Origin of the sequence: Embleya sp. NPDC005575, assembly GCF_040605455.1 — a bacterium.
Taxonomy (GTDB): domain Bacteria; phylum Actinomycetota; class Actinomycetes; order Streptomycetales; family Streptomycetaceae; genus Embleya.
The window spans coordinates 24,304-50,669 of sequence record NZ_JBEXCV010000056.1 but is presented as its reverse complement, the minus strand read 5'-3'; the positions used below and the strand labels follow the sequence as shown (position 1 = coordinate 50,669).

Sequence of the window (26,366 nt, the reverse complement as noted above, 5' to 3'; positions counted from 1 at the left end):
TAGTCCAAGCCATAGCCCACGCCCACGCGGCCCACATAACCACAACGGCCAACCACCACGGCGGCCTCACCATAGCCATAGCCCTCCCCAAACCACCCCACCCGACCAAGACCGCCGACCCGAACTTGCCCGCCCTCACCCCCGCCTAAGAAGAGATGTTTGGAATCGGTTCATATGACTCGGGTTCCACCGGGCCCGGTTCACCATCACCGGCGGCTCTACAACGCCAAAGAACCGCTGACGCTGTTCGAGCCGCAAGTCCGGCTCGAACACCGCTCACCGCAATCCACCCGGTGGTTCGCGAAGGTCACGCCGAACACTCTCTCCGAGACATGCTCGATGCGGGCTGCTTCGAGCGGGACGTGCGCACGATCGAGTCCCGACGACCGCGACGCGGTCGCCTCCGGCGCCGCCGCGAACGACGAGCCCTGGCAGCTCTGCGACCTCGGCCCCGGCTCCTGCGCCGTGGGCGCCTACACGTTCTTCGCACAGCGCCGGCACAGGATGGCCTGCGCCCACTGCGACTTCCACACCCCGAAGGACGCGACGAGGCCGATGCCGTGTGTGAAACACGCACACCGATTGCGTGAACCGCACACACCCTTGCGATGCCGGAGCCGACACGGTTTCCCCGAACGCACGCAGTTCGCACCACCACCGACCATCCGACGTATCCCAAAGGTTTCCCATGGCCATACCCCTGCTCCTGACCCGCCGCCTCGCGGCCCCCGCAGGGGGTCCGCTCTTGCTGCCGGACCACCACTACGATCCCGACCTGTGCGCGAACGTCGTCGCCGACGGCACCCTGCTCGTCCACGCAGCGAATGCGAACCTGGTCGCGGACTACACCTCCACCCAGGAGCCCTCCGGGCTCAAGGCAGACGACTGACCCCCACCGCACCGTCGTGGTCGCGGCCGCCGGGAGCGGCCACGCCACCGTCCTGCGCTCGCACCCCGACTGCCTGGACGGGAAGGTCCCAGGCGACCGCCCGCTTCCATGCGGCCCGGGGGCAGCGAACTGCGCGTCGGATCCACGCGCGCGGTCTGTCGGAACCGTCTTGCGCAACGCGCGGGTTGCGAGAGGAGTTCTGCGAATGGCGACCTGCGGATTCGTGAGCGGCTCCGGGGCATTCGCAGAACCCTCACAACCGGTTATTCGCGAGAATGCCCTGCGTCACGCGGATGTGCCGGGTTGGTTCCTCGTGACCCCGCCTGACGTGGCATCCCGCATTTTGGGGTCAGGCGCGGCGGGCGGCCCAGACGGTGCGTTCCGTGCGTACCGTCAGGTCGTCGCGGCGCAGGATGCTGTGCGGGCTGCCGGCGTCGAGGAGCCGGTCGAGTGCGGTGAGGTCCTCGGGGGAGAGCCTGTCGGCGATGACGCTGCGGATGCGCTGCAGGACGCCGAGGGCGTAGCGGCCGATCGCTTCGCTGCGGTCGCCCTCGATGTTCACGACGATGGTGCGTTCGTCTTCGACGGTGAAGCCGGCGGCGGTCAGCATCGGGCCCCAGTCGGCGCCGCGGTGGGGCATGTGGTCGGCTTGGCGGCGGTCGGCCGCGGCGTGGGCGCGCTCTTTCAGGCCGGGCCGGCCCGTGGGGGCGTTCTCGGGCAGGAAGCGGGGGTGGCCGGCCAGTTCGACGACGGCGAACAGGCCGCCGGGGGCGAGTGTGTCGTGGACGGCGAGCAGTGCGCGCTCGGGGTGGGCCATGTGGTGCATCGAGGCCGATGCCCAGATGAGGTCGGGTGAGCCGAGGTCGGGCCAGGCGTCGTCGTCCAGGTCGGCCTGCACGGTGCGCACGCGTTCCTCGATGCCAAGGGCGCATGCCTTGGTGCGCAGGCGCCGAAGGTGTTCGGCGGACGTGTCGACGGCGGTCACGTGCGTGTCGGGGAAGCGGTCGAGGAGGGCGAAGGTACCCGCGCCCGTGCCGCAGCCCAGGTCCACGATGTGGTGGGGGCTGGTCCGCAGTGGCAGCGATGCAGTGATGGAGGCTGTGTGTTCGGCGAGGACCTCGGCGTCCAAGTCGAGGATCTCCGCCTGGCCGCTGGTGTCCTGCTCGTGGTGGTGGCCGTGCGAAGCGCCGTGGTGGTGGGTGTGGGTGTGTGCTTGGTGCATGCTCTTCACACTAGGACCACTATGCGCCAGAAGCGTGACACCTTGCTGTTTGCGCAAGACGATGGTCGTGGGCGCTGCCTGGCGCGCAAGAGGTCACTGCTGCGGAGCCGGTCGTGCGGCTCGCGTCATTCGGCAGGGCCTTGAGCGTCGCCGTCGTTGCGCTGGTGCCCGCGGCGGGCGTCGTGGTCGAAGAGGCCCAGGATCTCGCAGGGGCCGCCCTCGGCACCGATCGCGTGCGGCATCATCGTGGGGAACTCGGCGGCCTGGTTGGTCTCGACGCGGAAGCGGCGCCGGCCGAGCACGAGGATGGCGGTGCCGGACAGCACGACGAGCCACTCGCGCCCCGGGTGGGCGCGCATGCGGGCCGGGTTGTCGGGCGGGGGATCGGTCAGGCGCTGGCGCACCACGCTCATGCCGGGGTCGGCTTTCAGGGTCCAGCGCATCCGGCCGTGGGTGCTGTCGATCGTCGGGCTGGTGATGACGTCGTCGGTGGCGGTTTCCACGAGCTGGTCCAGCGTGGTGTCCAGGGCGCGGGCGAGGGTGACCAGCTGGTCGAATGCGAGGCGGCGCTGTCCGTTCTCGATCCGGCTCAGTGAGGACTGGCTGAGGTGCGCGCGGGTGGCCAGTTCTTCCAGTGACAAGCCCTGCGCCACCCGCAGCGCGCGGATGCGTTTGCGTACGAGGCTGTCCAGCTCTCCACTTTCTTGCGCCATGGGCATCACTGTATGCCTTGAATGCAATACGGGCTTGGCGTCGTGTGCAGAGGATCCGCAGCGTCGGGGACCACGCACGACGAAAGAGCAGGAGGACACGGCTTTGACCACTTCTCCGTACGCGAGCGACGCACTGCCCGGTGGGACCGTCGACGTAGTGGTGATCGGCGGAGGCGCCGCGGGGCTGAACGGTGCGTTGATGCGGCCCGCTCCCGCCGCTCGGTCGTCGTGATCGACAGCGGCTTCCCGGCAACGCGCCATGGCCGCGGCCATGCACGGCTTCATCGCGCCGGCCGGCACCCGCCGCACGAGATCCTTCGGCAGGGCCGGGAGCAGGTGCGCCGGTTCCGGCCCACGACAGGCCCCAAGTGTCGGGTCAAGCCTTCTTGACCACACTGGACTTGAGCTGCATGGGGCCGAATCCGTCGATTCTGCAATCGATGTCGTGCCCGTCCACACCGTCGACGAGGCGGATGTTGCGCACCTTGGTGCCGGCCTTGATTCCGCTCGGACTGCCCTTGACCTTCAGGGTCTTGATCACCGTTACCGTGTCGCCGTCGGTGAGCGTGTTGCCGACGGCGTCCCTGACGGCACCGTCCCGTGTGTCGACTGCGGGTTCGACGGACGCGGGTGACCACTCGTGGCCGCATTCGGGGCAGATCAGGAGTGCGCCCATCTCGTAGGTGTGTGCGCCGGAGCACTCGGGGCAGGGCGGTGGCATCTCGGTCACATCGCTCATTGGTCTTTCCTCGCCTTTGGTCGTTCCTGTGCGTCTTCGTGCCGCCGGCCCGGCGTGCCTCAGATGCGTTCGATGATGGTGCCGGAGGCGTTGGCGCCGCCGTTGACGAGTTCGGGGTCGGCTCCCTGGGTGCGGATCCAGGACAGTACGACGGAGGCGAACGCCTCGCTGACCTCGAACAGGTCGATATCGTGCCAAGTGTCGTGTCGTGTCGTGTCGTGTCGGGCCGGCGTTGAGGCGAGGGTCGCCGTCAGCCGCGACCACTGAAGTGGATGTACAGCCAGATTCCGCCGCCGATGAGGTGCGTCCCGAAGGTGAACACGAGGAGCCAGACGATGATGCCCCGTTCCATTTCCTTCTGGGTTTGCCGTCTCCCGACGGGGCGTGGCGGGGTGGGGCGTTCCGCGTTCGTGTCGTCGGGGTGCATGGCGAGTCTCCGATCCGGTCGCTGGGAATCCATCGCGCCACCGGCGGCGGCGCGATGTCGGGTGGGGAACGCGGGTGGCCGTCGTGTCGACCGGGTCCGCCGGGCCAAGGCGTCGGTGCCGAAATCCGGCTTCAGCGCGTCTTGGTGACCGGTCGCGTGCGGGTAGCGGTCTGTGCCTGTTCGGACTGGCGACGTCGGGGGCGGATGTGCAGGGTCTGGCCGGCGGCGGCGGCTTCGCGCACCAGGACTCCGACGGCGGCGGCGTCCTCGACGGTGTGGACGCTGCTCGTGCCGTCGGCGTGCGGGCGGGTGATCTCGAAACGCATCTGCGTTCTCCTTCGTCCGGGGCGGGGTCGTTCGGGCTGGAGTCGGCGTTCGTCATCACGAAGGCGGGCGCCGGCGGCGCCGTTCCGACGGTCCTGCGGGGAGGGTGGCCCGGATGCTGTCGGCGGCCTGCATCAGCGCGGGGAGTTCGCGCCCTCGCAGGGCGTACACCGCCGTCGATCCGTGAAGCGCCGAGCGCACGACGCCCAGGCGGCGCAGGATCGCCAACCGGCGGGACGGACAGGTCGACGGGACGCCGAAGACGGTCAGCAGCTCGCGTGCGGCCATGGGGCGCTCGTCGAGGGATTCCAGGAGGCGAACGCGCACCGGATGGCCGAGGACGTGAAAGAAGTGCGCCTGGGCCGGGTACGGCGAAGCCGTCATCGGGTCTGCTCCCTTCGGCGCGGCCGTTGCTTCCGTCCGGACGCGCGCCGCGGCGCCACGCCCGAGTCCGCGCCCGGGAGGGGCGTGGGCGCCGACCGTGCGCCCGACTGACACGGTCGACGGCAGTGCCCCGGAGCCGAACGGCCCTCATGGCCCGTCGGGCGGCCATCCCAGTGCATGCCATTGCCATCATTCAACGAATTGCAATTTTTGGCAACTCGTCAGATCGTCAAGTCAAGTGGGGTCGGTGTCGAGGGCGCGCGTGGCTGCCGCGGCGACGGCGGCAGTGAGCCCCGGCTGGTCCGTCGGGGGCAGGAGCGCGTCGCGGGGGGTGTTCTCGATCAGGGCGTGGACGGCGGCGACGCGGGCGTGCATGGTCACGGGGCGTCGGGTGGTGGTGACGGCGGTGAGGAGTCCGGGAAGGGCGTGCAGGGGGCGGGGTCCGGTGGTGGTGGCGGCGAAGGCGGGGGGCGTGTCGGGGCGGGCGCGCAGGACGGGGATGCCCGGGGGCGGGGTCGCGAACGCGGTGAGGTCGACGATCACGTCGGTGCCCTCGGCCACGTCGCGCAGCGCGTCGGCGCGGTGCGCGAAGGGGTCGAACAGGGTCAGGTCGCCGACGCCGGAGGCGACCAGGAGTCCCGTCAGGTCACCGCCGGCGGCCGGGTCGACCACGACCACTCGCGCGCTCAGCGGGTTCACGCCCCGGTTGACCAGGGCGTTGACGGTCGCGGCGGCGGTGGCGATGGCGAGGCCGTCGTTGACCGCGTCGAGCAGGAAGAGCGGGGGGACGGGGCCGAGGACGGAGCGGGTGGTGGTGACGCGGTCCAGGCGGGTGTGCATGAGGACGGCGGCGGTGAAGCCGGGGGCGAGCAGGCGCACGGCCTGCGCGATGTCCTCGACGCGGGAGGCGGCCACGGGCAGGGGGAAGACGTCGAGTCCGGTGGCGCGGCGCAGGTGGACGGCTTGGGATTCCAGGGCGGGTAGGACGGCGTCGGCGGGCAGGGCCTCGAAGCCGAGGACGGCGCTGGCGTCGCTGATGAGGGCGACGCGGTGGCCGCGTCCGGTGTAGCGGTCGGTGTGTTCGGGGTGTGTGGCCAGGTGGGAGACGACGCGGCGGTCGGCGTCCGCGTCCAGGAGGGCGACGTCGTGGCCGGTGGTGGTGGCCGCGCACACGCGCAGGGTGAGCTTGCCGGTGGCCGCGGTGCTGAAGACGGGGTCCTGGCTGTGGAGGAGGTTCGCGCCCAGGCGGTGGGCCAGGGCGTCGGTGAGCCAGGCGAGGGTGCGGGGGCCGTCGGCGTCCAGGGTGATGCGGCAGGCGCCCATGGCGTCCGGCTCGTCCATCCGCCGCGACACGGTGCCGGGGGCGTCGGCGAGGACGCTCTCGACGATGTCGGCGGCGTTCGGCGGGATGTGGATGCGGACGCTGAAGGCGGGGTTGGCGCTCGGGTGCTTGCGGCCCGAGGGGTCGCGGCTCAACACGGCAGCGTCTGGGTGACGGGGCCGACGTCCAACCGGGTTGGCCGATTGTCGGGTTGTCCCAGGAGGGTCCGCGCGTGCTCGATGGCGGCCGGGGTGTCGGGGAGGATGCGGTGGTCGCGACGCAGGTGTTCGGCCACCTTCAGGGTGGCGAGGATGTCGTCGTGGGCGGGTTTGATCCCGGAGAGCAGGACGGTGATGCCGCGGTGTTCGAGTTTGTCGATGGCGTCACCCAGGACGCCTGCGCCGGTGGCGTCCATGGTGGTGACGCGGGACATCCGCAGGATGACGATCTTGACGTCGGTGACCTCGGTCAGTTCCAGGAGGAAGCGGTGGGCGGCGGCGAAGAACAGGGGCCCGTCGAGGCGGTAGGCCACGATGTGCGCTTCGAGGAGGGCGCGTTCCTCGTCGGTGTGGTCGCTCGTATCCAGGGGGACCTGTTCGAGCCGCGCGGTGCGCGCGACGGAGAGCAGGGCCAGGATCACGGCGAGGCCGATGCCGACGGCGACGGCGGTGACCAGGTCGAGGGCGACGGTGACGATGAAGGTCAGGGCCAGCACGAGGGCATCCGCGCGGGTGGACCTGGCGATGGCGCGCAGGGCCGCGACCTCGACCATGCGCACGCACGTGGCCAGGAGGACTCCGGCGAGGGCGGCCAAAGGGATGTGGGCCACCAGGGGGGCCGCGGTGAACACGATCACGGCCAACGCGACGGCGTGGGTCAGTGCGGCCAGGCGTGAGGTGGCGCCGGCGCGGACGTTGACGGCGGTGCGGGCGATGGCCGCGGTGGCGGGGACACCGCCGAACAGCGGTACGGCGAGGTTGGCCACGCCTTGGCCGAACAACTCCCGGTCGGGGTCGTGCCGTTGCCCCACCGTCATTCCGTCGGCCACGGTCGCCGAGAGCAGGCTCTCCAGCGCGGCCAGCGCCGCGACCGCCAAGGCGGAGGGCAGCAGGGTGACCAGCAGAGAGGTGTCCACGAACCCGAGCGAGGGAGCGGGAAGCCCTGCGGGCAGCGCCCCGATGGGGGTCAGTGGCAGGTCCGTGGACCACGCCAGGGCCGTGGCGGCGGCAACGGCGACCAGGGAGAAGGGGACCGCCGGGCGCCAACGAGCCCCCACGAGCATGACGGCGGCGACCATGAGGGCCGTGACCGGCGCGGCGGCGGTGGGGTGGTCGAGCCGGCGGATGAAGGCGTCGGCGGCGCTCTGCCAGACCTTGTCGCCCTCGGCGTGGGCGATGCCCAGCGCGGCGGGGACCTGTTGAAGGGCTATGACCACGGCGATGCCGGCGGTGAATCCCTCAATGACGGGGGCGGGCAGGAACGCCGCGAGCCGGCCGAGCCGCAGCACGGCCATCAGGACGAGGATCAGCCCGGCAAGGAGGCCGACCATCAGGACGCCGTCCGTACCGTGGGCGGCGACCACCGGGACCAGGACGACGGTCATCGCACCGGTGGGGCCCGACACCTGGAGGTTGGATCCGCCGAAGACCGCGGCCAGCGCCCCGGCGACGATCGCGGTGACCAGCCCCGCCTGCGCGCCCAGCCCCGACGCGACGCCGAACGCCAGCGCCAGCGGCAGCGCGACCACCGCGACGGTCAGGCCCGCGACCAGGTCACGGCCGGGGGAGCGGCGCATCGTGCGCAGGTCACCGCGCCCGGGCAGCAGAGCGAGCCATCGGCCGGCCCGTCCCCCGATGGGGGGAGCCGGTGTGTCCCGCGCGATAGGGGGCGCTTGCCGCCGGTCTTTCATGGTGCGGATCCTCGCTCCTGGAAGGTACGCCGTGCCGATGCCCCGCACGCCCGTGGTCGGGCGATCGTTCCCGGGCCGTCGTGCGGGGTGGGGCGGCTCCGGAGTCGGTCCGGCTCAGCCCTGGGGAGTGCGCGGGGAAACCTGGGGCGCGGTCGCGCGCAGGTCTTCGAGGAGTTCCATCTGTCCGGCGAGCAGGCCGGTCAGGATGCCGCGCGCGACCGCGAGCAGTTCGGCCACCCGGGGGCTGGTGAGCGTGTAGTAGACGGTCGATCCCTCCCGGCGGCTGACTGCCACCAGGTTGGCGCGGCGCAGCACGGCCAGTTGCTGCGACAGCCGCGAGGCTTCGATGCCGACCTCGGGGAGCATCTCGGAGACGGCGTACTCGCGTTCGCTGAGCAGTTCCAGCACGCGGATGCGGGCCGGGTGGCCGAGCGTCTTGAAGAACTCGGCCTTCAGTTCGTACAGGGGGGTGCTCACCGCTCCACGTCCTTCCCGGGAGTCACGGTGCGAGGGGCATGCGACCACGACGGTCGCCGCGTGGCGGCCGGGCCGCTCGGATGAGTCTGTGGCAACCACGGAGGGTCCTCGCGTCTGTACTCGGTCATGGGAACGATCTTCGCGCCTCGTGCCGCCGCCCAACCGAGGCGGGCCGGTCTCCCGGCGTTTGCTTCCGCGCGGATTGAACAATTGACTACTTTAGCAAGTGACTGTTCGGTGGTGTCGGATGGGCCCGGGGGGTGACGGTCACCGCAATGCTCGGGGACGTCGGCCGCGAACACCTCTCGGTGCGCGGGCCGATACAGTACGCGTTTTCATGTGCCCGACCTTCGGAGGAACCGACGTGACCCAGCCCCCGCAGCACGAGGCCACACCGCCGATACCGCCCTCCTCCTTACCCGATGCCGGGCCCGGGGCGGTGAAACCGCCCTACGACCTCCTGGCCGCCCTCGCCCCGGTGGCCGCCTTCTTCTGCCCGGTCGTCCCGGTGGGCATGGTCCTGGGGATCGTCGGACTGCAACGCATCCGCCACAGCGGCGAACGCGGCAGGTGGACCGCCGCGGTCGCGATCGTGATCAACGGGGCGTGGCTGATCGCGTTCTTCGTCCTTCTCACCTTCGGCCTCGCCCGGGACGACGACCCGCCCCGGCCGCCCGCGGAGTTCGGCGCCTCGCTCCGCAAAGGCGACTGCTTCGTGACCGATGGCGCGGTCCGCCCGGCCGGCTTCGATGCCGTCGGCGTCGTGCCCTGCACCCGCGTGCACATCGGCGAGATCTACGCCGTCTTCACCATCGACTCCCAGGCCCCCTATCCCGGCACCCCGGGCCTGGACCCCGTGGCCGGCCCTCGCTGCGCGAGGCTGCTCGCGGGCTTTTTGCCCTCGTCCGGAACGCCGGTCAACGAGGCGGGCGTTCGCTACCTGCTTCCGGACCGGGCCCGGTGGGACTCCGACCGGCGGGAAGTGGCCTGCTACGTGGCCGATACCGGAGTGCGCTTGTCTCGCCCCGACGAACTCGGATAGACGCGGCTTCCGGAAGGCGATTCGTTCGTTCACCTTCGTCAGGGGTCTTGGTCACGGGGTGAAATCAATCTCGTCACGCGAGGGCGGTTGCCGGCAGGATCCTTGTGTCGCTGTGCCCAGGGGGACAGGGTGTGGGCCGCCGGGTGATCGACTCCTCGCCGACGACGGTCAACGCCCCCGCGCTCACCCAGAGCGAACGCCGTCCGGTGTGGATGCGCGAGGTGGAGGCGGCGGCACACCGGGTGCGCCGCCGCCGGTGCCTGCTGCTGCTGGACGGCTGCGAACGGCCGCGGTTGCTCGAACTGCCGGCGAACGAGCCCGGGTCCACGCTGATTCAGCCAGTGCCCATGACCACCGACGCGACCGAGGCACTCGCCTGGGTCGGCGCGTTCGGAGGAGGCATCGAAGGGGTCGTCTCGAAGCCACCCGACAGCCCCTACAAGGCCGGCCGTACGGCGTCCGGCCGGCTCAAGTGGCGCGCCTCCCACACGACCGAGGCGATCGTCATCGGCGTGACGGACGGCATGGGCAACCCTGCGGGGCGGGAGAACGACCGAGAGCTCACCGGGTCACCGCACACGATGGCCGGCCGATCGGCTCCTGTCGCGGGCGCGCCCTCGAATGCTCGGACGGGAGCTCGGCGGATGCCGTCCTGTCAGCTTGCGAACCATCCGGGCCCGCCGTAACCGGGCACGACTGCGTTCGCCTCGAATCCGCCGGCGATCTCGTCGCCGAGAGCGCGGTGCTCGGGGCCCAGGATCACCTCGACGCGGTTTTCCATGACGTCGACGTACGCACCGTATGTGGCATATGCCTCCCGGACGGCCCGTTCGATGGCGTTCAACCGGGCAAGGGTGAATCGACACGAGACGATCCGAAGGCGGTTCGGGTCCCCGACGAGCGCGGCGACCTCCGGCTCCGTGGCGGTGTGACGGTCCGTCAGGCCCAGGACGACCGTCGCGACCACGGCCGGGTTCTCCTCGGTCGGCACGTTGTGCCACACGCCCGCGTAGATGTCCGCGTGGTCCTTCCCCCAGGCCTCCAACGCGTCGTACGCGTCGTCCAGCATCTGTTCAACCGCGGCTTCGTCGCCGGGCGCACGGCCTCGGGAACGACGGGATCCTCCGTGCCGATGCATCACACATCCCTTTCTCCGGTTCCACGTCGACGGCGTCCCGGTCCGAGGCGCGCCGATCCCCGATCGTAGGACTGGCAACGCTACGGTGATCACTCGGAGTTGGACCATACGAGGATGCCGTTTCTTTCCGAACCCGGTGGTCACGGGGATCCTCACGGAACCGGGCCGGATAACGGGGACGATCGATCCCGACCGGCGGTCGACACCATTTCACAGGCGGACCACTGACGCGCCGGCGGGATCGGTGGGCCCGCCTCCCGACGGGCGCACGACCGCGCACGAACTCTCGGCAGCCGCGCCTGTGCCGGATGGATGCCAGGGGTCGGCCGGGTTGCCTCGGGCGTGAGCCGGACCCACGCTACCGCGGGTGATCTCAGCGATGCCAGCAAGCGAGCACCCAGCGGAGTTCGAGCCGGTTTGCCTCCGGAGCCCACGCAACCCACGTCTGCCGGGAGCTGCTCCGGTGGCCCGCACATCCGTTACACCTCACCACCGTTACACCTTCGGACAGAACTCGGTGAGTTCGGATCCGTATGCCCATCCGGTGCGTAGATGGCCAGGGAAGTGCGTTCGGGCGCACCGAAGTCGCTCTTGATTCCGCTCGGGCTCATGGTCGACTCCTTTGCTCACTGCGGCGGCCCGGTCCGTCCGACGAGTCCGCAGAGCGGATTCGGGGCCGAGAGGTGCTTGCCGCAGCCCCGAAGTCTCGCAGCCCGCGCCAGCGTCTCACTCACGTTTCGTTTACGTGACGCTCGTGGTTGTGAGCTGGTGGAAGCGGGCGCCGAGCAGGGTTGCCCGGACCCTGGCATGCGGTACAGCATGACCTTGCGTGACGTCGCCGATCGGAGGTTCCCGAGGAAGGGAGCCTTGTCGGCAGTGCCTGGCGGTGTCAGGCCAGCGTGGCGGCGCGGGCGGGGTCGATGGCGTGCTGGAGCGGCCGGTTCTGTGTGAGGCGGCGGAGTTCGTCGAGCACGAGCTGTCCGAGGCGGTGGCGTTCGGCGCCCAGGGCGCCGGCCAGGTGCGGTGTCAGGACGACGTTGGGAAGGGTGAACAGTGGCGAGTCATGGGCCGGGGGCTCGGGGTGCGTTACGTCGAGTACGGCGGTGAGGTCGGGCCTGGCGTGCAGGACCTGCGCGGCGGCGATCTCGTCGATCAGTGCGCCCCGCGCGGTGTTGATCAGTGTCGTGCCCGGCCCCATGGAGTTCAGCAGTCGTGCCCCGATCGAGCCTCGGGTCTCGGGCAGAAGCGGTATGTGGAGGCTGACGACGTGACAGGTGGCGAAGAGTTCCTCGATGGAGATCAGCCGGACTCCCGCGCGCTGGGCGGTGGCCGGGGAGGCGACGGGATCCGTGGCGAGGACCTCGACGTCGAAGCGGGCGAGGTGGGCGGCGACGAGCCGGCCAATGTGCCCGAGTCCCAACAGGCCCACCCGTGACCGGTAGGCGCCCGGGACGTCGGGATCGGTGGGGAAGCGGCGGCTCTGCGCCACCTCCCGCTCGATGCGGTGGGCCTGTTTCAGTCCGAGGAGGACATGGGCGAGGGTGAACTCCGCCACCGGAACGGCATTGGCCGCGGCGGCGGAGACGATCGGGATGTCGCGCTCCCAGAAGGCGGGTGTGGTCAGGTGCCGGACGGATCCCGCCGCGACGAGAACGGCCCGAAGCCGAGGGGCACGTGACAGGAGGGCGCCATCGAGGACGGGTGCACCCCAGCCCGTGAGCAGAAGGTCGACGGTCCGCAGCACATCGGGGTCCGCGTCGAGCTCCTGCCGGGTGAGGGCCGGCCCCTGCCAGTGCACGAGCCGGCCGATCTCGGCCAGCACTGTGGGCGGGTAGACGTCGGCCCGGCGTTCTTCCTCCATGACCAACAGGGCTGTCGGTGCGGTGGCCGGTTCGTTCATGTCGGGTTGGTCTCCTCGGCCTGTTCGGCGGTGGACCGGCAGCCGGACGGTCGGCGGTCCCTGCTCGGATGTGGTGGCAAGCGTCTGACTGAACGTCGCTGATCGGTGTGGCCTGTGCGTTGTCCGGCCCCGTAGCTCGCAGGGAACCATACATCGGATCATTGAAATGTCATCGCCGCGCCCTTGGATGCCCGATCTTCTTTGTTCGGGTGGCTGTTTGTGGAGAGTGAGACGCGCCTCGGAGCGAATGACCGTTCCCGCCGATGCCCAAATTGTACGGATAAGAGCCTATTTACAGGTGTCGGGTCGTCTTTCCCGTCTGTCGGATCGCGTGGGAGGGGTGCGGAAGTGCGCCGGATGAGCACTCTCGTCGACTCCAAAACCTTTTGTATTCATCGGACTATTGACCGTTCGAATCGGACCCGGTTACCGTCCCAGCAAGCGCTTTCCAGGCCCGTGTGGTGCGGCGAAAACAGGAGTTGTCATGCAGAGATCGCGATGGATCGGTGCGGGGGCCCTCGCCTCGGCACTGATCCTCACCAGCTGTACATCCGGGCCGGCGGGAGTGGATGCCAAGCAGAACTCCAAGGCGCCTCTCGAGCTCTGGACCAGGACGACGCCGGGCGGACCGGGGGAGAAGGGCGCGCTGGAACTCGCCGCCGCCTTCGAGAAGGCCACGGGCTACAAGGTCGAGGTCACGGCCATCTTCGACGACTTCGAGACCAAACTGCAGCAGCGCGCCGCCCAGAAGAAGCTTCCCGACATCGTCATGAACGACGCGACGCAGATCGGAACCATGCACAGCCAGGGTCTGCTCCGGGAGATCGACCTGGGCAAGATCAAGGACAGCAAGCAGATCATCGGACAGGGACTGCAGTCCGGGAAGAGTCTGGACGGCAAGCAGTACGGACTCCCGATTTCCGCGCAGGCGTCCGCGCTGCTGATCCGCAAGGACTGGCGCGAGAAGCTGAAGCTCGACGTCCCGCGGACCTGGGACGACTTCGCCGCGATGGCCGCGGCCTTCACCACCCAGGACCCCGACGGTGACGGCAAGAACAACACCGCCGGGCTCGCCGCTCCTCTGTCCACCAAGCGCGGCTACGCCTCCTGGTACTTCTCCAACTTCCTCTGGGCCGCGGGCGGCGACTTCATCACCGAGACCGGGAAGGGCAAGTACAAGCCGGCGATGACCACCCCGGCGTCGGTGCAGGCCATGCAGTGGTTCCGCGACCTGGGGTGCAAGGCCAAGGCCATCCAGCCCGGCGCCGTGACCATGGACACCCCGCCGACGAATGAGACGTTCGAGGCGGGCAAAGCCGGCATGTACGTCGTCGGCCCGTACCTGCTGCCCCGCTTCGACAAGTCGCTCGGCGCGGACAAGTACGAGGTCGTGCCGATGCCCAAGGGGCCGAAGGACGCCACCGTCCTCGCCGAGGGCAGCTCCGTCTACCTGATGGCCGGCTCCGACAACCGGGCCGGCCAGGACGCCTTCGCCGGCTTCGCGGTTTCCGTCGAAGGCCAGAAGAAGGGGATGGAGGGCACCGCCGGCTACACCGTACAAATTCCCGTCAACACCACCGTGGACATCTCCCAGATCCGCCCCGACCCGCGCTGGAAGACCTACGCCCAGGCGTACCAGGACTCCGGGCGGTACGCGCCCTCCATCCCGAACTGGACGCCGGTGCGGCAGGTGACGGCGGACGCGGTGAACGCGCTGATGGCGGACTGCGGCCTCGACACCAACGCCAAGTTGCGTGAGCTCGACAAGCAGCTCGCCGACATCCTCAAGGAGCAGGGGATCGCCGCGTCATGAGCCTCGACCAGGCGGAGCCGGCCGCCAAGCTGGCGGCCGGCTCCGCCCCGCGAGAAGCGGGCCGCCGGGGCGGTGTGACCATCGGCCGCCGGGCGCGCGGCCGCAGATCGGGCCGGTGGTGGACGCCCTGGCTGTTCCTCGCCCCGGCGCTGATCCTCTTCCTGTACTTCAAGTTCATCCCCATGGCCAACGCACTGACCATGTCTTTCCAGGAGGTTCAGCCCTACCTGGGAAACAGGTGGGTGGGCACCGAGAACTACACCACGGTGCTGGAGTCCCACGGGTTCCGCGAGGCCGTGTGGCACACGGTCGTCCTCGGCGTCGGACAGACCGTCGGCTCGATGTCACTCGGCCTCGCCCTGGCCCTGCTGATGGAGGGGCAGAGCCGTCGACTGGGATTCGTGCGCTCCGCGGCGTTCCTTCCGGTGGTGGTGCCGATGGCGGTCGTCGCCGAACTGTGGCGGATCATGTATCACCCGACCGGGGACGGCATGCTCAACTCCGTTCTCGGCCTGGCGGGACTGGGCCCGTCGGGGTTCATCAACGACCCCGACACCTCGATGGCATCCATCATGCTCACCGGCATCTGGCGGGGAGCCCCCTACGACATGATGATCTTCCTCGCCGGTTTGACGAGTGTGGACCGCGGTCTGTACGAGGCGGCGAGGGTCGACGGTGCCTCCCGGCGGCAGCGGGTGTGGTACGTGACGATGCCCGGACTGCGTTCGGTCTTCTCGATCCTGTTCGTCCTCGCCGCGATTCGCGGACTGCGGGTGTTCACCGAGGTGTTCCTGCTCACCAACGGGGGCCCCAACGGCTCCACCGAGGTCGTCACGACCCTCATCTACAAGCTCGGGCTCGAGCAGAACCGGCTCGGTGTCGGCGCGGCGGGAGCGGTCCTGCTGTTCGTCGCGACGCTGATCCTGACCGTCATCGTCCAACTGCTGCGGCGGAGGGAGAGCAAGTGAGTGCGCAGAACGAGACCGCGCTGGGCCTGACCGAGAGCCGGAGCATCGGCGGACGGATTCTGAAGGCCGTCGTCTACCTCCTGGTCCTGACCATGTTCGCGGGTCCGCTGCTGGCCCTGCTCGTCGGTGCCTTCGGCCATATCAAGGACCCGACGCAACTGAGCATCGTGCCCTCGGGCTTCACGTTGGACAACTTCAGGATCGCCGTCGACCAGGGGGTGCTCAAGTACCTGCTGAACTCGTTCTTCGTCGTCGGCTTCGGGCTGCTGCTCCAGGTGGCCGTCTCGGTCCTGGCCGGATACGCGCTGGCCAGGAAGGTCTTCCCCGGAATGACGCTGGCGCTCGTCGCCATCCTGGCGACGCTGATGCTGCCCGAGGAGATCCTGGCCCTCCCGCTGTCCGTTGTCCTTGCCGACCTGCCGGTCGTGCACTTCAACCTCATCGGCACCCTCGCCGGCATGATCGTGCCGCTGGGCGCCTGGGGATTCTCCATTCTGGTGATGACCGAGTTCATGAAGGACGTGCCGCGTGAACTCGAAGAGGCCGCGCGCATCGACGGCGCCGGAGACCTGCGGATCTTCGCCCAGATCATTCTGCCGATGTGCAAGCCCGCCCTCGGCGTCATCGGGGTCTTCGGCTTCACCATGATCTGGGACCAGTACCTGCTGCCCCTGCTCGTCGCCACCGACTCCTCCTCGTACACGCTGCCGCTGGCGTTGCGGACCCTGCGGATCGATCCGGCCGTGACCCCCGGAGTGGTGATGGCCGCCTCTCTGCTGGCCCTGCTGCCCTCTGTGATCGTCTTCCTGTTCTTCCAGCGGTCCTTCGTCAGCGGTCTGTCCTCCGGGGCACTCAAGGGCTGACCCGCAGACCGCCCCGCCGACTCGCGGCCCGTCGGCCCCGTCCCCGCCCCCGTCCCGTACGACCAGCCCTGGCGCGCACCGAAAGCCACCGGGCGCCGACGAGAAAGAGCGATTCCCCATGACCGCGAGCGCTGACACCCCGCAGGCGTATCCGTCCGCGACCCCGGATCCCGAGGGAGGCCCGGAGACGAACTGGTTCACCAGTGCCCGGTTCGGCATGTTCGTGCACTGGGGTCTGTACTCCCTCGCCGCACGGCACGAGTGGGTCAAGAACCGTGAGCAACTGACCGACGAGCAATACCAGGTGTACTTCGACCACTTCGACCCCGACCGCTACGACCCCGCCCAGTGGGCCAGGGCGGCCAAGGCGGCGGGCATGCGGTACGTCGTCCTCACCACCAAGCACCACGACGGCTTCTGCCTGTGGGACAGCGCCCTCACCGAGTACAAGGTCACCAACACCCCGTACGGCCGTGACCTCGTGGGGCCGTTCGTCGAGGCGTGCCGCGCCGAGGGGCTCAAGGTCGGCCTCTACTATTCGCTGATCGACTGGCACCATCCGTCCTTCCCCGTGGACGGCGTGCATCCGCAGCGCGACGACGAGGCATTCAAGGCCGCCAACGCCGATCGGGACATTCGCGACTACCAGCGCTATCTGCACGGCCAGGTCCGCGAACTGCTGACCTCGTTCGGACGGATCGACTACCTGTTCTTCGACTTCTCGTATGCCGAGCGCTCCTGGTGGGGCGGCAAGGGGCCCGACGACTGGGACTCCCCGCAGCTCCTGCGGACGATTCGCGAACTGCAACCGCACGTCCTCGTCAACGACCGGACCGGCCTTCCCGGGGACTTCGTCACACCCGAGCAGTACCAGCCGTCCGGTCCCATGACCGAGAACGGGCGACCCGTGCCGTGGGAAGCCTGCCAGACGCTCAACGGCAGTTGGGGCTACGACCGGGACAACCAGGACCACAAGAGCCCCGATCTGCTGATCCGCATGCTCGTCGACGGGGTGTCCAAGGGCGGCAACCTGCTGCTCAACGTGGGGCCCGACGGTCGTGGTGCGCTCGACCCGCGCGACACCGCCCTCCTCGACGAGATCGGCCGGTGGATGCAGCTGCACGAGCGGTCGATTCGCGGCTGCGGCCCCTCCTCATACACCGCCCCCGCCGAATGCCGGTACACCCGGCGCGGCGACCGGCTCTACGTCCACCTGTTCGCCTGGCCGATGCGTCACCTGCACCTGCCGGGCCTGGCCGGCCGGGTGCGCTACGCCCAGCTGCTCAACGACGCGTCCGAGATCATCCCGGTCCACATCGACCCGGACCGGCCCGCGGTCAACACCGAGATGGGCGGCCAGCCTGCCGGAACGCTCACGCTCCAACTCCCGGTCAGGCGCCCCGACACCCCCGTACCCGTCATCGAACTGTTCCTGGACGCCCAGGCGACCCGGGACGCCGGGGACACCACCCGCGACACCCCGACCGCCGGCTGATCGGAAGCCGGAACACGGTCCGTACCTCCACCACATCCTCACGGAGGCACCATGCAACGCCGCACGTTCCTCATGGGTACCGCGGCAGGGGTGGCGCTTGCCGTCGCCCCCGTCGGCGGAGCGCTGACCGCGAGCGCGAGCGCGGCCCCGAAGGTCGTCCGCACGTTGGACGAGCTCCAGGCCGCGATCGACCGGGCACGACCCGGCGACCGGATCGTCGTGGCCGACGGGACCTACACCGTCCCGTCGGACCGCCCGCTGACCATTCGGAACAAGCAGGGCACCGGGCGCGCGCCCATCACCATCGCCGCCCGGACGCAGGGCGGCGTCATCCTGGAGGGCGAGCACAGCTTCGTCCTCGAAGCGGCCGGCCACATCACCCTCAGCGGCTTCTCCTTCCGGCAGCGGAACACCCTGGACATCCCCCCGGACTGCTCGCACATCAGGCTCACCCGCAACGACTTCCAACTGGCCGACATCGAGGGCGTGCACTGGGTGATGGTGCGCGCGGACGACAGCACGGTCGACCACAACCACTTCCACGGCAAGAGCACCCTCGGCATCTATCTCGGCATCGAGGGCGCGAACACCGAGGAGATGGCCCAGCGCGTCCACGTGTACCGCAACTACTTCTCCGACCACACCTTCACCGGCTCCAACGGCGGCGAACCGATCCGGCTCGGCGTCAGCCCCCGCGCCCTGTCCAGCGCCCACGCGATCGTGGAGTACAACCTGTTCGAGCGGGCCAACGGGGACCCCGAGGCGATCTCGGTGAAGAGTTCGGACAACACCATCCGGTACAACACCATCCGCAACAGTTTCGGCGGGATCGTACTGCGGCACGGCAACCGCAACCGGGTGGAGGCCAACCACTTCATCGACGGCACCGAAGGCGTGCGGATCTATGGCAACGACCATGTGATCGTCAACAACCACCTCTCCGGCCTGGCCGGGCGCGCCCTGGTGATCGGCAGCGGATCGGAGCGCGATCACCTGCCCGGCGAGACGCCCGAGGCGCGCCGCGGCAACGACGCCCCCGACCGCATCCTGATCGCCCACAACACCCTGGTGAACAACGGCGGCACGATCTCCGGCGAGAGCCAGCGCCCGCACGAGCCGCGCGACGTCACCGTCGCCGACAACCTGCTCGTCGCGGACACGGGCCAACTGGTCGCCATGGCCAACACCGTGCGCTTCACCTGGACGGGCAATCTCCTGTGGGGCGCCGCCGCGGACGGCAACATCCCCGCCGGCGGCGGTACCCGGGTCGACCCGAAGCTGGTGAAGGACGCGTACGGCATCTCCCGCCCGGCCGCCGGAAGCCCCGCGATCGACGCCGGCACTCTGCGCCGGCCGCGCATCACGCACGACATCGACGGACAGCCCCGCACCAGGACGCCGGACGTGGGCGCGCACGAATACTCCCGCCGGGCGCCGAGGCGCGGACCCCTGACCCCGGCCGACGTCGGTCCCCGGGCCGACTGAGCGCACCCGCCCACTTCGATCCAGGAGGCACCATGCAACGACGCACGTTCCTCAAGAGCTCGGCCGTGGCCGCACTTGCCGCGGTACCCCTCACCACCTCGCTGTCGGGCAGCGCATCGGCGGCCGATATCCCGGTCTCCTCCCTCGCGGCGCTCCAGAGCGCGATCAACGGCGCCGCACCCGGTGACCGGATCGTCGTCGCCGACGGAACCTACACGGTCCCCTCGGGCGGCTCGATCAACATCTCCGGAAAGAACGGCACGAGCGCCGCACCCATCACCATCGTGTCCAAGACGCGCGGCGGTGTGGTGCTGCAGGGCGCACGCGGCTTCGTGCTCGGCAATTCGAGCAACATCGTCATCAGCGGCTTCGCCTTCCGGCAGAGCACCACGCTCGAGATCCCGACGACCTGCTCGGCGATCCGGCTGACTCGCAACGACTTCCAGTTCGCGGACAGCGGCGATCCGTACTGGGTCGTCGTACGGGCGAACGACACGAAGATCGACCGGAACCATTTCCACAACAAGACCACCACGGGCATCTTCATAGTCGTCGACGGTCCCGGCAAGACCGACATGGCCCAGAACGTGCAGATCTTCCGCAACCACTTCTCCGACCACAGCTTCACCGGGGACAACGGCGGCGAGCCCATCCGTTTCGGCGTCAGCGGCCGGGCCCTGTCCGACGCCAACGGATACGTGGAGTACAACCTGTTCGAGCGCTGCGACGGCGACCCCGAGGCCATCTCGGTGAAGTCCTCGGGCAACACCATCCGGTACAACACCATCCGCAACAGCCGCGGCGGCATCGTGCTGCGGCACGGCAACGGTTCGACGGTGGAGGGCAACTACCTGATCGGCGGCATCGACGGGGTGCGGATCTACGGCAACGACCATGTGATCGTCAACAACTACCTCAGCGGGCTGTCCGGCCGGGCCCTGGTGGTCGGCAGCGGCAGCACCCGTGACCACACCCCGAGTGAGACGGAGAGCCAGCGGCGGGGCAACGACGCCTGCGACCGCGCGGTGATCGCGCACAACTCCCTGATCAACAACACCGGCATGCTGTCGGGCGAGACGCGGGCGTTCGAGCCGCAGGACGTGACCATCGCCGACAACCTGCTGGTCGGCGACGCCGGCAGCCTCGTCGCCATGGGAGCCACCTCCGGCTTCACCTGGCAGAGCAACCTGCTGTGGGGGGCGGCCGCAAACGGCAACATCCCCGCCGGAGCCTTCATCCGGGCCGACCCCCGGCTCAGTCAGGGCGCGGACGGTGTTCTGCGGCTGACGGCAGGCAGCCCGGCGATCGGCGCGGCCACGCTGGGTGGCATAGTCCTGGCCGACGACATCGACGGGGACCAGCGCGGCAGCGTACGGGACATCGGTGCCGACGAGTACGCGACAACGCCCGCACTCCGGCACCCCCTCACCGCCGCGGACGTGGGCCCGAACGCCCCCTGAACGACCAGCGGTGACGGGGCACCACACGCCTGACCGGTCCGTCCGCCCGACCCCGCCAGTCCCTCCGACCCGGTCCGCCCGACCCCGTGCGGGCGGACCGGGTCAGACCCCCACAGGGCGATCGCAGATCATCCGCACGCCGACCGCAGGAAGGCAGGGCCATGACCGAGGAGAGCACCCGGAGCGCGGCGGAGCGCCCCCCGCTCCGCCCGCCGGCCGGGCCGACGGACACAGCGGGGGGCGGGCGGACCCGTCCGGGCCTGTGCTCGGTCACCTTCCGCCGGCTGCCCGCCGCCGAGGTTGCGCGACGCGCGGCCGACGCGGGCCTGGAGGTCATCGAGTGGGGAGCGGACGTGCACGCGCCCGCGGGGGAGCCCGGCACGGTCCGAGCGGTCCGTGAGATCTCCGACCGCTACGGGCTGGTCTGTTGTTCGTACGGTTCGTACTTTCGCGCCACGCCCGCCGAGTTGGCCGCGTTCCCCGCGGTCGCCCGGGCCGCCGTTCTGCTCGGGGCACCCCGGGTACGGGTCTGGGCGGGCGGAACCGGATCGCGGTCCGCCCTGCCGGACGAGCGGCACGAAACCGTGCGCTGCCTGCGGGAGGCGGCCCGGATCGCCGCGGACCACGGCCTGGAGCTCGCGCCGGAGTTCCACGGCCAAACGCTCACCGACACCGTCGCCTCGACCGTCCGGCTGCTGGACGAGGTGGGCGCGGACAACGTCCGCACGTACTGGCAGCCGCCGCAGGACACCCCCGACGAGCAGGCGCTGGCAGGGCTCGTCGAACTCGGCGACCGGGTCACCGCCGTGCATGTCTTCTCGTGGTGGCCGGGCAACAACCGGCTGCCGCTGGCGGACCGCGGGGACCTGTGGACCGCGGCCCTCGGCCTGTTGGCGGGCCGGGGCGTCGAGGCGCTCCTGGAGTTCGTCCCCGGCGACGACACTGCGGTGCTCGCGCGCGAGGCCGAGACCCTGAGGCGCGCCGCAGGACAAACCTCCTCGATTTCGACGTAGTCGACGGTGATCCGGCGGGTCACGAGTGAGATGTCCCGTCGCCCGCCCACCCACCAAGACGCCAGGACGGCAGGCATGCATTTCACGGACGACGACACGCTCTTGTTCATCGGCGACTCCATCACCGACGCGGGTCGCGATCGTGCGGATCCCGCATCGCTCGGCGAGGGATACGTTCGCGAGATCGCGCGCACTCTGCGCGAGCGTGCGCACGACGGCCCCGGCCCCCACATCATCAACAGGGGGATCAACGGTCACCGCGTGTACGACCTCGAATCCCGCTGGAGCACCGACGTCATGGACCACCGGCCCACTGTCGTCACGGTCAAGATCGGCATCAACGACACCTGGCGACGCTACGACCGAAACCTGCTCAGTCCGGTCGACGAGTTCGAGGCGTGCCTCGACCGCCTGCTCGCGGCCACCACGCGGAAGCTGTCCGCACAGCTGGTCGTCATCACCCCGTTCCTGCTTCCGGTCGGGCCGGACCAGGAACGCTGGTTCGAGGACCTGTCGCCGCGTACCGACGCCGTCCTGCGGGCAGCTGTGCACAACGGAGCCCAAGTGGTTCGCGCAGACCTCGTGTTGCCCCGCGCGGCACAGGACCGGGAGCCGAAGGAACTGGCCCCGGACGGCGTCCACCCGAGCCCTCTGGGGCATCGGCTGATCGCCGACACCTGGCTCGCCGAGGTCGCTCCCACGGCCCCGGTCGCACGGCGGTAGCAGCGCCGCGAGTCACCACCACCGGAGCGTCGGACGCGCGCGCTCGCGTCCGTGCAGACCCTGGATCCGGTGCAGTCACCGCCCGGCTCTCCTTCAGGCCTGGCCGCGGATGAAGCGGTGGCCGACGAAGTCCGCGATCCGCGACCCCGTACCGCTTTACGAACTCGGACGCCGGGTGCGCCGAGCCTGTGCCGTCGAGTCACGGACGACCAGCTTTACCGGCAAGGTCATGGGCCTGCCGGTGCGCGGTGCCGGGTTGCCGCGCGAGGACAGCAGCGCGTCGACGGCAGCCTGTCCCTGGGCGCGCAGCGGGGCGGCGACGGTGGTCAGCCCGGGCCTGACGATGCGCGTCGGGAATATGTCGTCGAAGCCGACCACGCTGACGTCCTCGGGAACTCGGACGCCTCGCGCCTGGAGAGCGAGCATGGTTCCGATCGCCAGTTGGTCGTTGTAGGCCACGACGGCGGTCGGCAGGTCCTCGGGGAGCGCGTCGGCAACTTCGCGACCGCCTGCGACCGTCGGCGCGAACGGGCCCACGCGTTGCACCCGCATGTCCAGCCCGGCCGCCGCCTCGCGCAGGCTCCGCAACCGCATCCCGTCCGCCCATGAGGCCTCCGGACCGGCCACGTAGGTCACCGTGCGATGACCCAACCGTGCCAGATGTTCCGCGGTCACGAGCATGCCGTGCGGGTTGTCGAGGGTGATGCTGGGGACGTCGGCGACGTCCCGGTTGAGGACGACCACCGGCCGCTGCTTGGCAGTCATGCGGATGGCCGAGTCCGACAGTCGGGTACCCGCCAGTACGAGCCCCTCGACGGCGGGCAACGCCCTTTCCAGACTGGCGCGTTCCACCCGGTCGGACTCCTGGGCGTCGATCAGCAGGAGGACGAATCCGGCCTCGGCGGCGGCGGACTCGGCTCCCCGGATGATCTCGGCGTAGAACGGGTTGGTCACGTCGGAAACCACCAACGCGAGCATCGAGGTGCGGCCGGTGGGCAATCCCGACGCCAACGGATTGACGCGGTAGCCGAGTTCCGCGGCCAGCCGCCGGATGCGTTCCGCGGTCGCCGCGTTGACCCGGCCCGGCCTGGCGAACGCCCGGGACACGGTGGACGCGGCCACCCCTGCGGCCCGGGCGACGTCGTAGATCGTCGGTGCCTTGCTCCCGCCGGTTGCGGCGGTCGGTGCGCCGTCACGCTCGCTCACCCGATCTCACTTCCGTTCGCGGGGGGAAAGCCGCAGGTCTGGGGCGGCGACACCGGGCATCGGGCGACGCTATGGCTGCCCATGGGATGGTGGGAGGGAGCGCACTGTACTCCGTTTCGACGCCGTCACCCACCGCGCGGTCGTCCCCACCTCCGTCGGCGGCGCCGCCGCCTTCGCCGGCCCGGTTTCCCTGCTCGCCATGGTCAACGCCTGTGCCCGCGGCGCAGCCGTCGTCAAATGGCTACGCCGCCGGCCACCCGGCTGCCCGAACAGCGGTCTCCCCGCTGACGGGCGAGACAGGCGCCCGCGGCGGCGCCGCGGCTTCAGGCGGGTTCGGGGGTGAGCGTTTGCGGGGTGGGGGCGCCGGAGGTCAGGCCTGCTTGGTGGGCGGCGGCGGCGGCGGCGGCAAGGACGCTGTGGACGGGAAGGCCGAGACGGGCGGCGAGGGCGGCGGCGGGGGCGAACTCGGGGGTTGCTTGGAGGATTCTGCCGAAACGGTGGCCTACCTTGACGGGGAGGCGGCTGCCGAGGACGTCCACGTGGGTCCAGCCTCGTTGAAGTTCGGTTTTGCGGACCGGCCCTTCGCGTACGCCCAGGGTGGTGGTGAGGCGGAAGACGGCGTCACGGAGGGGTTGGGCGCCTTGCGGTGGGCACAGGACGGAGAGCGTGTGCGCCGGGCGGCCCTTCTTCATGAGGATGGGGGTCAGCCAGGCGTCCGAGGCGCCGGCCTCCATGAGGGACGTGAGGACGCTGGGCCATGCGCGCGGGTCCAAGTCGTCGATATTGGCTTCCAGGACGACGGCTTCGGAGGCATCGAGGGGCGTGGTGGGGGCCGGGGTGCCGAGGAAGACGCGGGTGACGTTGGGGCGTCCGGGGGTGTCGCGGCTGCCGGCCCCGATGCCGGTTCGCTCCAGACGCAGGTGTGGCAGGGGGGAGCACTCGCGGGCCAGGGTGGTGAGCAGCGCCATGCCGGTGGGGGTGGCGAGTTCGCCCTCGCCGCCCGCGAACACCTGCCACTCGGTGGCGAGTTCGGCCACCGCGGGGACGGGGACGGGAATCTCGCCGTGGGCGGTGGTGACGCGGCCGACGCCCAACGCCGCGGGACCTGCCGTCAGATCGGTCACGGCGAGGTCGTGAAGCGCGGCACAGACGCCGACGACGTCGGCGATGGAGTCCCAGGCACCCACCTCGTGGAAGTGCACCTCTTCCGTTCCGGTGCCGTGTACGCGTGCCTCGGCGACGGCGAGGCGGGCGAAGGCGGCGAGTGCCGACGCGCGGACCGGATCGGCCAGGGGCGCCTGCTCGATGAGACGGCGTATATCACGCCACGTTCGGTGTGCGTGGTCGTCGTTGCTCGGCGTCACGTCGATCCGAGTCGCTCGCATACCGGCGCGGATGACCTGCGTCTGCACGAGGCGTACCTCGCCGGGGACCACGGCCTCCACCGCGGCACGCACGGTGCTCAACGCGGCCCCGCCGTCGACGAGGGCGGCGAGCAGCATGTCCCCGGCGATGCCGGCGGACGCATCGACCCACGCGGCCCTCATGGGCGCAACCGATGCAGGACCTCGCCGGCTTGCGGCACGACGAGTGTGTCCGGGTCGGCGGCGAACGCCGCGAGGTCCACCGCGGAGGGGTCCAGATGGCCGAGGTTCGCCCCGCGGACGACGTCTTCGGGAATGCCGGTCGCGAGGGTGACGGTCAACCGGCAGCGCTCGCCGCGCTCTTCGTCGTACGTACCCGCGCCGCGCAGGTGTGTGGAGTGCGCCAAGACGCCCCAGTGCAGGTGCTTGAAGCGGTCCCACTGCTTGGTGAAGTAGTCGCGGCAGTGGTAGCCGATCTCCTCGATCTCCGGGTGCATCGCGGAGATCGTCCGCACGTGCGGCGCGTACAGGACGACCTCGCCGCCGTCCGCGACGACCGGTTCGAGCTTGTAAAAGCCTTTCGCCGCGGTCCACATGTCCTCGTACTTCTCCGGGATCACGGACAGCACACGCCGCACGGGGGCGTCGAGGTAGCGGATGTGGACCTGCGCGGACACATCGGCCGCCGCCGACCAGGCCGCCTCCGGGGTCCCGTACGCCATCGAGTGCAGCGCCCCGGTGCCGGATTCGACCACGACGCACAGCGCGCGCCTGCGGCTCGGGATCAGCGCGGCCGCCTCGTGGATCAGCGCGCGGACCGGGGTGATGCCGCGCGTTCCGATGATCTCCGCGCTGGTGATCAGGGCCCCGAGCCAGTGCGACAGGTCGATGATGTCGGCGCCCGCGACGCCGGGGAAGAAGTACTTGTCACCGCCCGAGAAGCCGACCACTTCGTGCGGGAAGACCGGGCCGACGACCAAGGCCACGTCGTGGTCCACGACGGCCCTGTTGAGGCGCACGTCGACCTCCTGGCGCAGCAGCCCGCCGGACAACTCGGCCACGCGCTCGGCGCCGATCGTGCCGACCGAGGCGAACGTCGACGGCTTCCACCACTCGTGGTTGAGGACGGTCATGCCCGGCAGCGGCGGGACATGGGTGGCCAATTCGGCCTCGCCCATCGGCGCGTGCGTACCCAACGCGACAAGCACCGTCAACCGGGAGACCCGGCCGTACAGCGCCTCGTGCACCGCGGCGAGCAGCATCGGAAGCGGGCAACTGCGGGTGCCGTCGGGTACCACCAGGCATACGCTCCGGCCGTCGAGATCCTCGTCGGCCAGTTGTTCGGTGACGAAGGCTCGCACCTGGGCCTCGGGGAGGACGGCGCCCGGCCCACCGATCTGTGCTGTCATGGCGGCCAGAGGACCATGGCGTCCGACGCGGTGCAAGTGCCCAGGGCAACACATGGCAACCGGTTGCCGCGCCAGGCCGACG

24 protein-coding genes are annotated in these 26,366 nt (G+C 70.1%); 11 read left to right on the top strand and 13 right to left on the bottom strand.

What is annotated here, in order from left to right; genetic code table 11:
- Nucleotides 1-688: 688 nt before the first annotated feature.
- A complete protein-coding gene (locus ABZS54_RS20360) occupies nucleotides 689-889 on the top strand; it encodes a hypothetical protein (protein WP_355537574.1) in 201 nt (66 codons plus the stop codon).
- 349 nt (nucleotides 890-1,238) lie between these two features.
- On the opposite strand, the gene ABZS54_RS20355 is transcribed toward ABZS54_RS20360, so the two are convergent.
- From ABZS54_RS20355 to ABZS54_RS20320, 8 genes are all read right to left on the bottom strand, one after another.
- Complete coding sequence (locus ABZS54_RS20355; RefSeq protein WP_355537571.1) at nucleotides 1,239-2,111, bottom strand: methyltransferase; 873 nt, start codon at nucleotides 2,109-2,111, stop codon at nucleotides 1,239-1,241.
- Between the two features lie 125 nt (nucleotides 2,112-2,236).
- Nucleotides 2,237-2,824: an XRE family transcriptional regulator gene (locus tag ABZS54_RS20350; RefSeq protein ID WP_355537568.1), complete on the bottom strand. Its 588-nt coding sequence runs from the start codon at nucleotides 2,822-2,824 to the stop codon at nucleotides 2,237-2,239.
- A gap of 376 nt (nucleotides 2,825-3,200) precedes the next feature.
- The gene (locus tag ABZS54_RS20345) at nucleotides 3,201-3,554 is read right to left on the bottom strand and encodes a zinc ribbon domain-containing protein YjdM (RefSeq protein ID WP_355537583.1); all 354 of its coding nucleotides are present in this window, start codon (nucleotides 3,552-3,554) and stop codon (nucleotides 3,201-3,203) included.
- Nucleotides 3,555-4,121: 567 nt separating this feature from the next.
- A complete protein-coding gene (locus tag ABZS54_RS20340) occupies nucleotides 4,122-4,316 on the bottom strand; it encodes a hypothetical protein (protein ID WP_355537565.1) in 195 nt (64 codons plus the stop codon).
- 55 nt (nucleotides 4,317-4,371) lie between these two features.
- Complete coding sequence (locus ABZS54_RS20335) at nucleotides 4,372-4,698, bottom strand: winged helix-turn-helix domain-containing protein (RefSeq protein ID WP_355537563.1); 327 nt, start codon at nucleotides 4,696-4,698, stop codon at nucleotides 4,372-4,374.
- 234 nt (nucleotides 4,699-4,932) lie between these two features.
- The gene (locus ABZS54_RS20330) at nucleotides 4,933-6,177 is read right to left on the bottom strand and encodes a malic enzyme-like protein (protein WP_355537560.1); all 1,245 of its coding nucleotides are present in this window, start codon (nucleotides 6,175-6,177) and stop codon (nucleotides 4,933-4,935) included.
- On the bottom strand, nucleotides 6,171-7,814 hold the full coding sequence (locus tag ABZS54_RS20325; RefSeq protein ID WP_355537557.1) for a SulP family inorganic anion transporter: 1,644 nt from the start codon (nucleotides 7,812-7,814) through the stop codon (nucleotides 6,171-6,173). The genes ABZS54_RS20330 and ABZS54_RS20325 overlap by 7 nt, the downstream gene beginning before the upstream one ends.
- A gap of 228 nt (nucleotides 7,815-8,042) precedes the next feature.
- On the bottom strand, nucleotides 8,043-8,405 hold the full coding sequence (locus ABZS54_RS20320; protein WP_355537554.1) for a metalloregulator ArsR/SmtB family transcription factor: 363 nt from the start codon (nucleotides 8,403-8,405) through the stop codon (nucleotides 8,043-8,045).
- Nucleotides 8,406-8,769: 364 nt separating this feature from the next.
- On the opposite strand from ABZS54_RS20320, the gene ABZS54_RS20315 reads away from it, so the two are divergent.
- Nucleotides 8,770-9,447, top strand: a complete 678-nt coding sequence (locus ABZS54_RS20315; protein WP_355537551.1) for a DUF4190 domain-containing protein — start codon at nucleotides 8,770-8,772, stop codon at nucleotides 9,445-9,447.
- Between the two features lie 143 nt (nucleotides 9,448-9,590).
- On the top strand, nucleotides 9,591-10,133 hold the full coding sequence (locus ABZS54_RS20310) for a hypothetical protein (RefSeq protein ID WP_355537548.1): 543 nt from the start codon (nucleotides 9,591-9,593) through the stop codon (nucleotides 10,131-10,133).
- On the opposite strand, the gene ABZS54_RS20305 is transcribed toward ABZS54_RS20310, so the two are convergent.
- Nucleotides 10,103-10,516, bottom strand: a complete 414-nt coding sequence (locus tag ABZS54_RS20305) for a hypothetical protein (protein WP_355537546.1) — start codon at nucleotides 10,514-10,516, stop codon at nucleotides 10,103-10,105. The genes ABZS54_RS20310 and ABZS54_RS20305 overlap by 31 nt on opposite strands.
- A gap of 958 nt (nucleotides 10,517-11,474) precedes the next feature.
- The gene (locus tag ABZS54_RS20300) at nucleotides 11,475-12,485 is read right to left on the bottom strand and encodes a hydroxyacid dehydrogenase (protein ID WP_355537544.1); all 1,011 of its coding nucleotides are present in this window, start codon (nucleotides 12,483-12,485) and stop codon (nucleotides 11,475-11,477) included.
- Nucleotides 12,486-12,969: 484 nt separating this feature from the next.
- Between ABZS54_RS20300 and ABZS54_RS20295 the strand changes: the two genes are divergently transcribed.
- The 8 genes from ABZS54_RS20295 to ABZS54_RS20260 all read left to right on the top strand — a co-directional run bounded on the left by ABZS54_RS20295 (nucleotide 12,970) and on the right by ABZS54_RS20260 (nucleotide 22,305).
- The gene (locus ABZS54_RS20295) at nucleotides 12,970-14,298 is read left to right on the top strand and encodes a sugar ABC transporter substrate-binding protein (RefSeq protein WP_355537542.1); all 1,329 of its coding nucleotides are present in this window, start codon (nucleotides 12,970-12,972) and stop codon (nucleotides 14,296-14,298) included.
- On the top strand, nucleotides 14,295-15,266 hold the full coding sequence (locus tag ABZS54_RS20290) for a sugar ABC transporter permease (protein ID WP_355537540.1): 972 nt from the start codon (nucleotides 14,295-14,297) through the stop codon (nucleotides 15,264-15,266). The genes ABZS54_RS20295 and ABZS54_RS20290 overlap by 4 nt, the downstream gene beginning before the upstream one ends.
- Nucleotides 15,263-16,129, top strand: a complete 867-nt coding sequence (locus ABZS54_RS20285) for a carbohydrate ABC transporter permease (RefSeq protein WP_355537538.1) — start codon at nucleotides 15,263-15,265, stop codon at nucleotides 16,127-16,129. Before ABZS54_RS20290 ends, ABZS54_RS20285 begins: the two co-directional genes overlap by 4 nt.
- Nucleotides 16,130-16,247: 118 nt before the next feature.
- A complete protein-coding gene (locus ABZS54_RS20280) occupies nucleotides 16,248-17,624 on the top strand; it encodes an alpha-L-fucosidase (protein WP_355537536.1) in 1,377 nt (458 codons plus the stop codon).
- A 51-nt stretch (nucleotides 17,625-17,675) separates the two neighbouring features.
- A complete protein-coding gene (locus ABZS54_RS20275) occupies nucleotides 17,676-19,109 on the top strand; it encodes a polysaccharide lyase 6 family protein (protein ID WP_355537534.1) in 1,434 nt (477 codons plus the stop codon).
- A 32-nt stretch (nucleotides 19,110-19,141) separates the two neighbouring features.
- The gene (locus tag ABZS54_RS20270) at nucleotides 19,142-20,569 is read left to right on the top strand and encodes a polysaccharide lyase 6 family protein (protein WP_355537532.1); all 1,428 of its coding nucleotides are present in this window, start codon (nucleotides 19,142-19,144) and stop codon (nucleotides 20,567-20,569) included.
- 161 nt (nucleotides 20,570-20,730) lie between these two features.
- Nucleotides 20,731-21,582, top strand: a complete 852-nt coding sequence (locus ABZS54_RS20265; RefSeq protein WP_355537530.1) for a TIM barrel protein — start codon at nucleotides 20,731-20,733, stop codon at nucleotides 21,580-21,582.
- Between the two features lie 75 nt (nucleotides 21,583-21,657).
- Nucleotides 21,658-22,305: an SGNH/GDSL hydrolase family protein gene (locus ABZS54_RS20260; protein WP_355537527.1), complete on the top strand. Its 648-nt coding sequence runs from the start codon at nucleotides 21,658-21,660 to the stop codon at nucleotides 22,303-22,305.
- A gap of 156 nt (nucleotides 22,306-22,461) precedes the next feature.
- Here ABZS54_RS20260 and ABZS54_RS20255 read toward each other — a convergent pair whose 3' ends face one another.
- From ABZS54_RS20255 to ABZS54_RS20245, 3 genes are all read right to left on the bottom strand, one after another.
- Nucleotides 22,462-23,511: a LacI family DNA-binding transcriptional regulator gene (locus ABZS54_RS20255; RefSeq protein WP_355537524.1), complete on the bottom strand. Its 1,050-nt coding sequence runs from the start codon at nucleotides 23,509-23,511 to the stop codon at nucleotides 22,462-22,464.
- A gap of 323 nt (nucleotides 23,512-23,834) precedes the next feature.
- A complete protein-coding gene (larC, locus tag ABZS54_RS20250) occupies nucleotides 23,835-25,058 on the bottom strand; it encodes a nickel pincer cofactor biosynthesis protein LarC (RefSeq protein WP_355537521.1) in 1,224 nt (407 codons plus the stop codon).
- Entirely contained in the window at nucleotides 25,055-26,284 is a 1,230-nt protein-coding gene (locus ABZS54_RS20245; RefSeq protein ID WP_355537518.1) for a lactate racemase domain-containing protein, read from the bottom strand. Before ABZS54_RS20245 ends, larC begins: the two co-directional genes overlap by 4 nt.
- Between the last annotated feature and the right edge of the window lie 82 nt (nucleotides 26,285-26,366).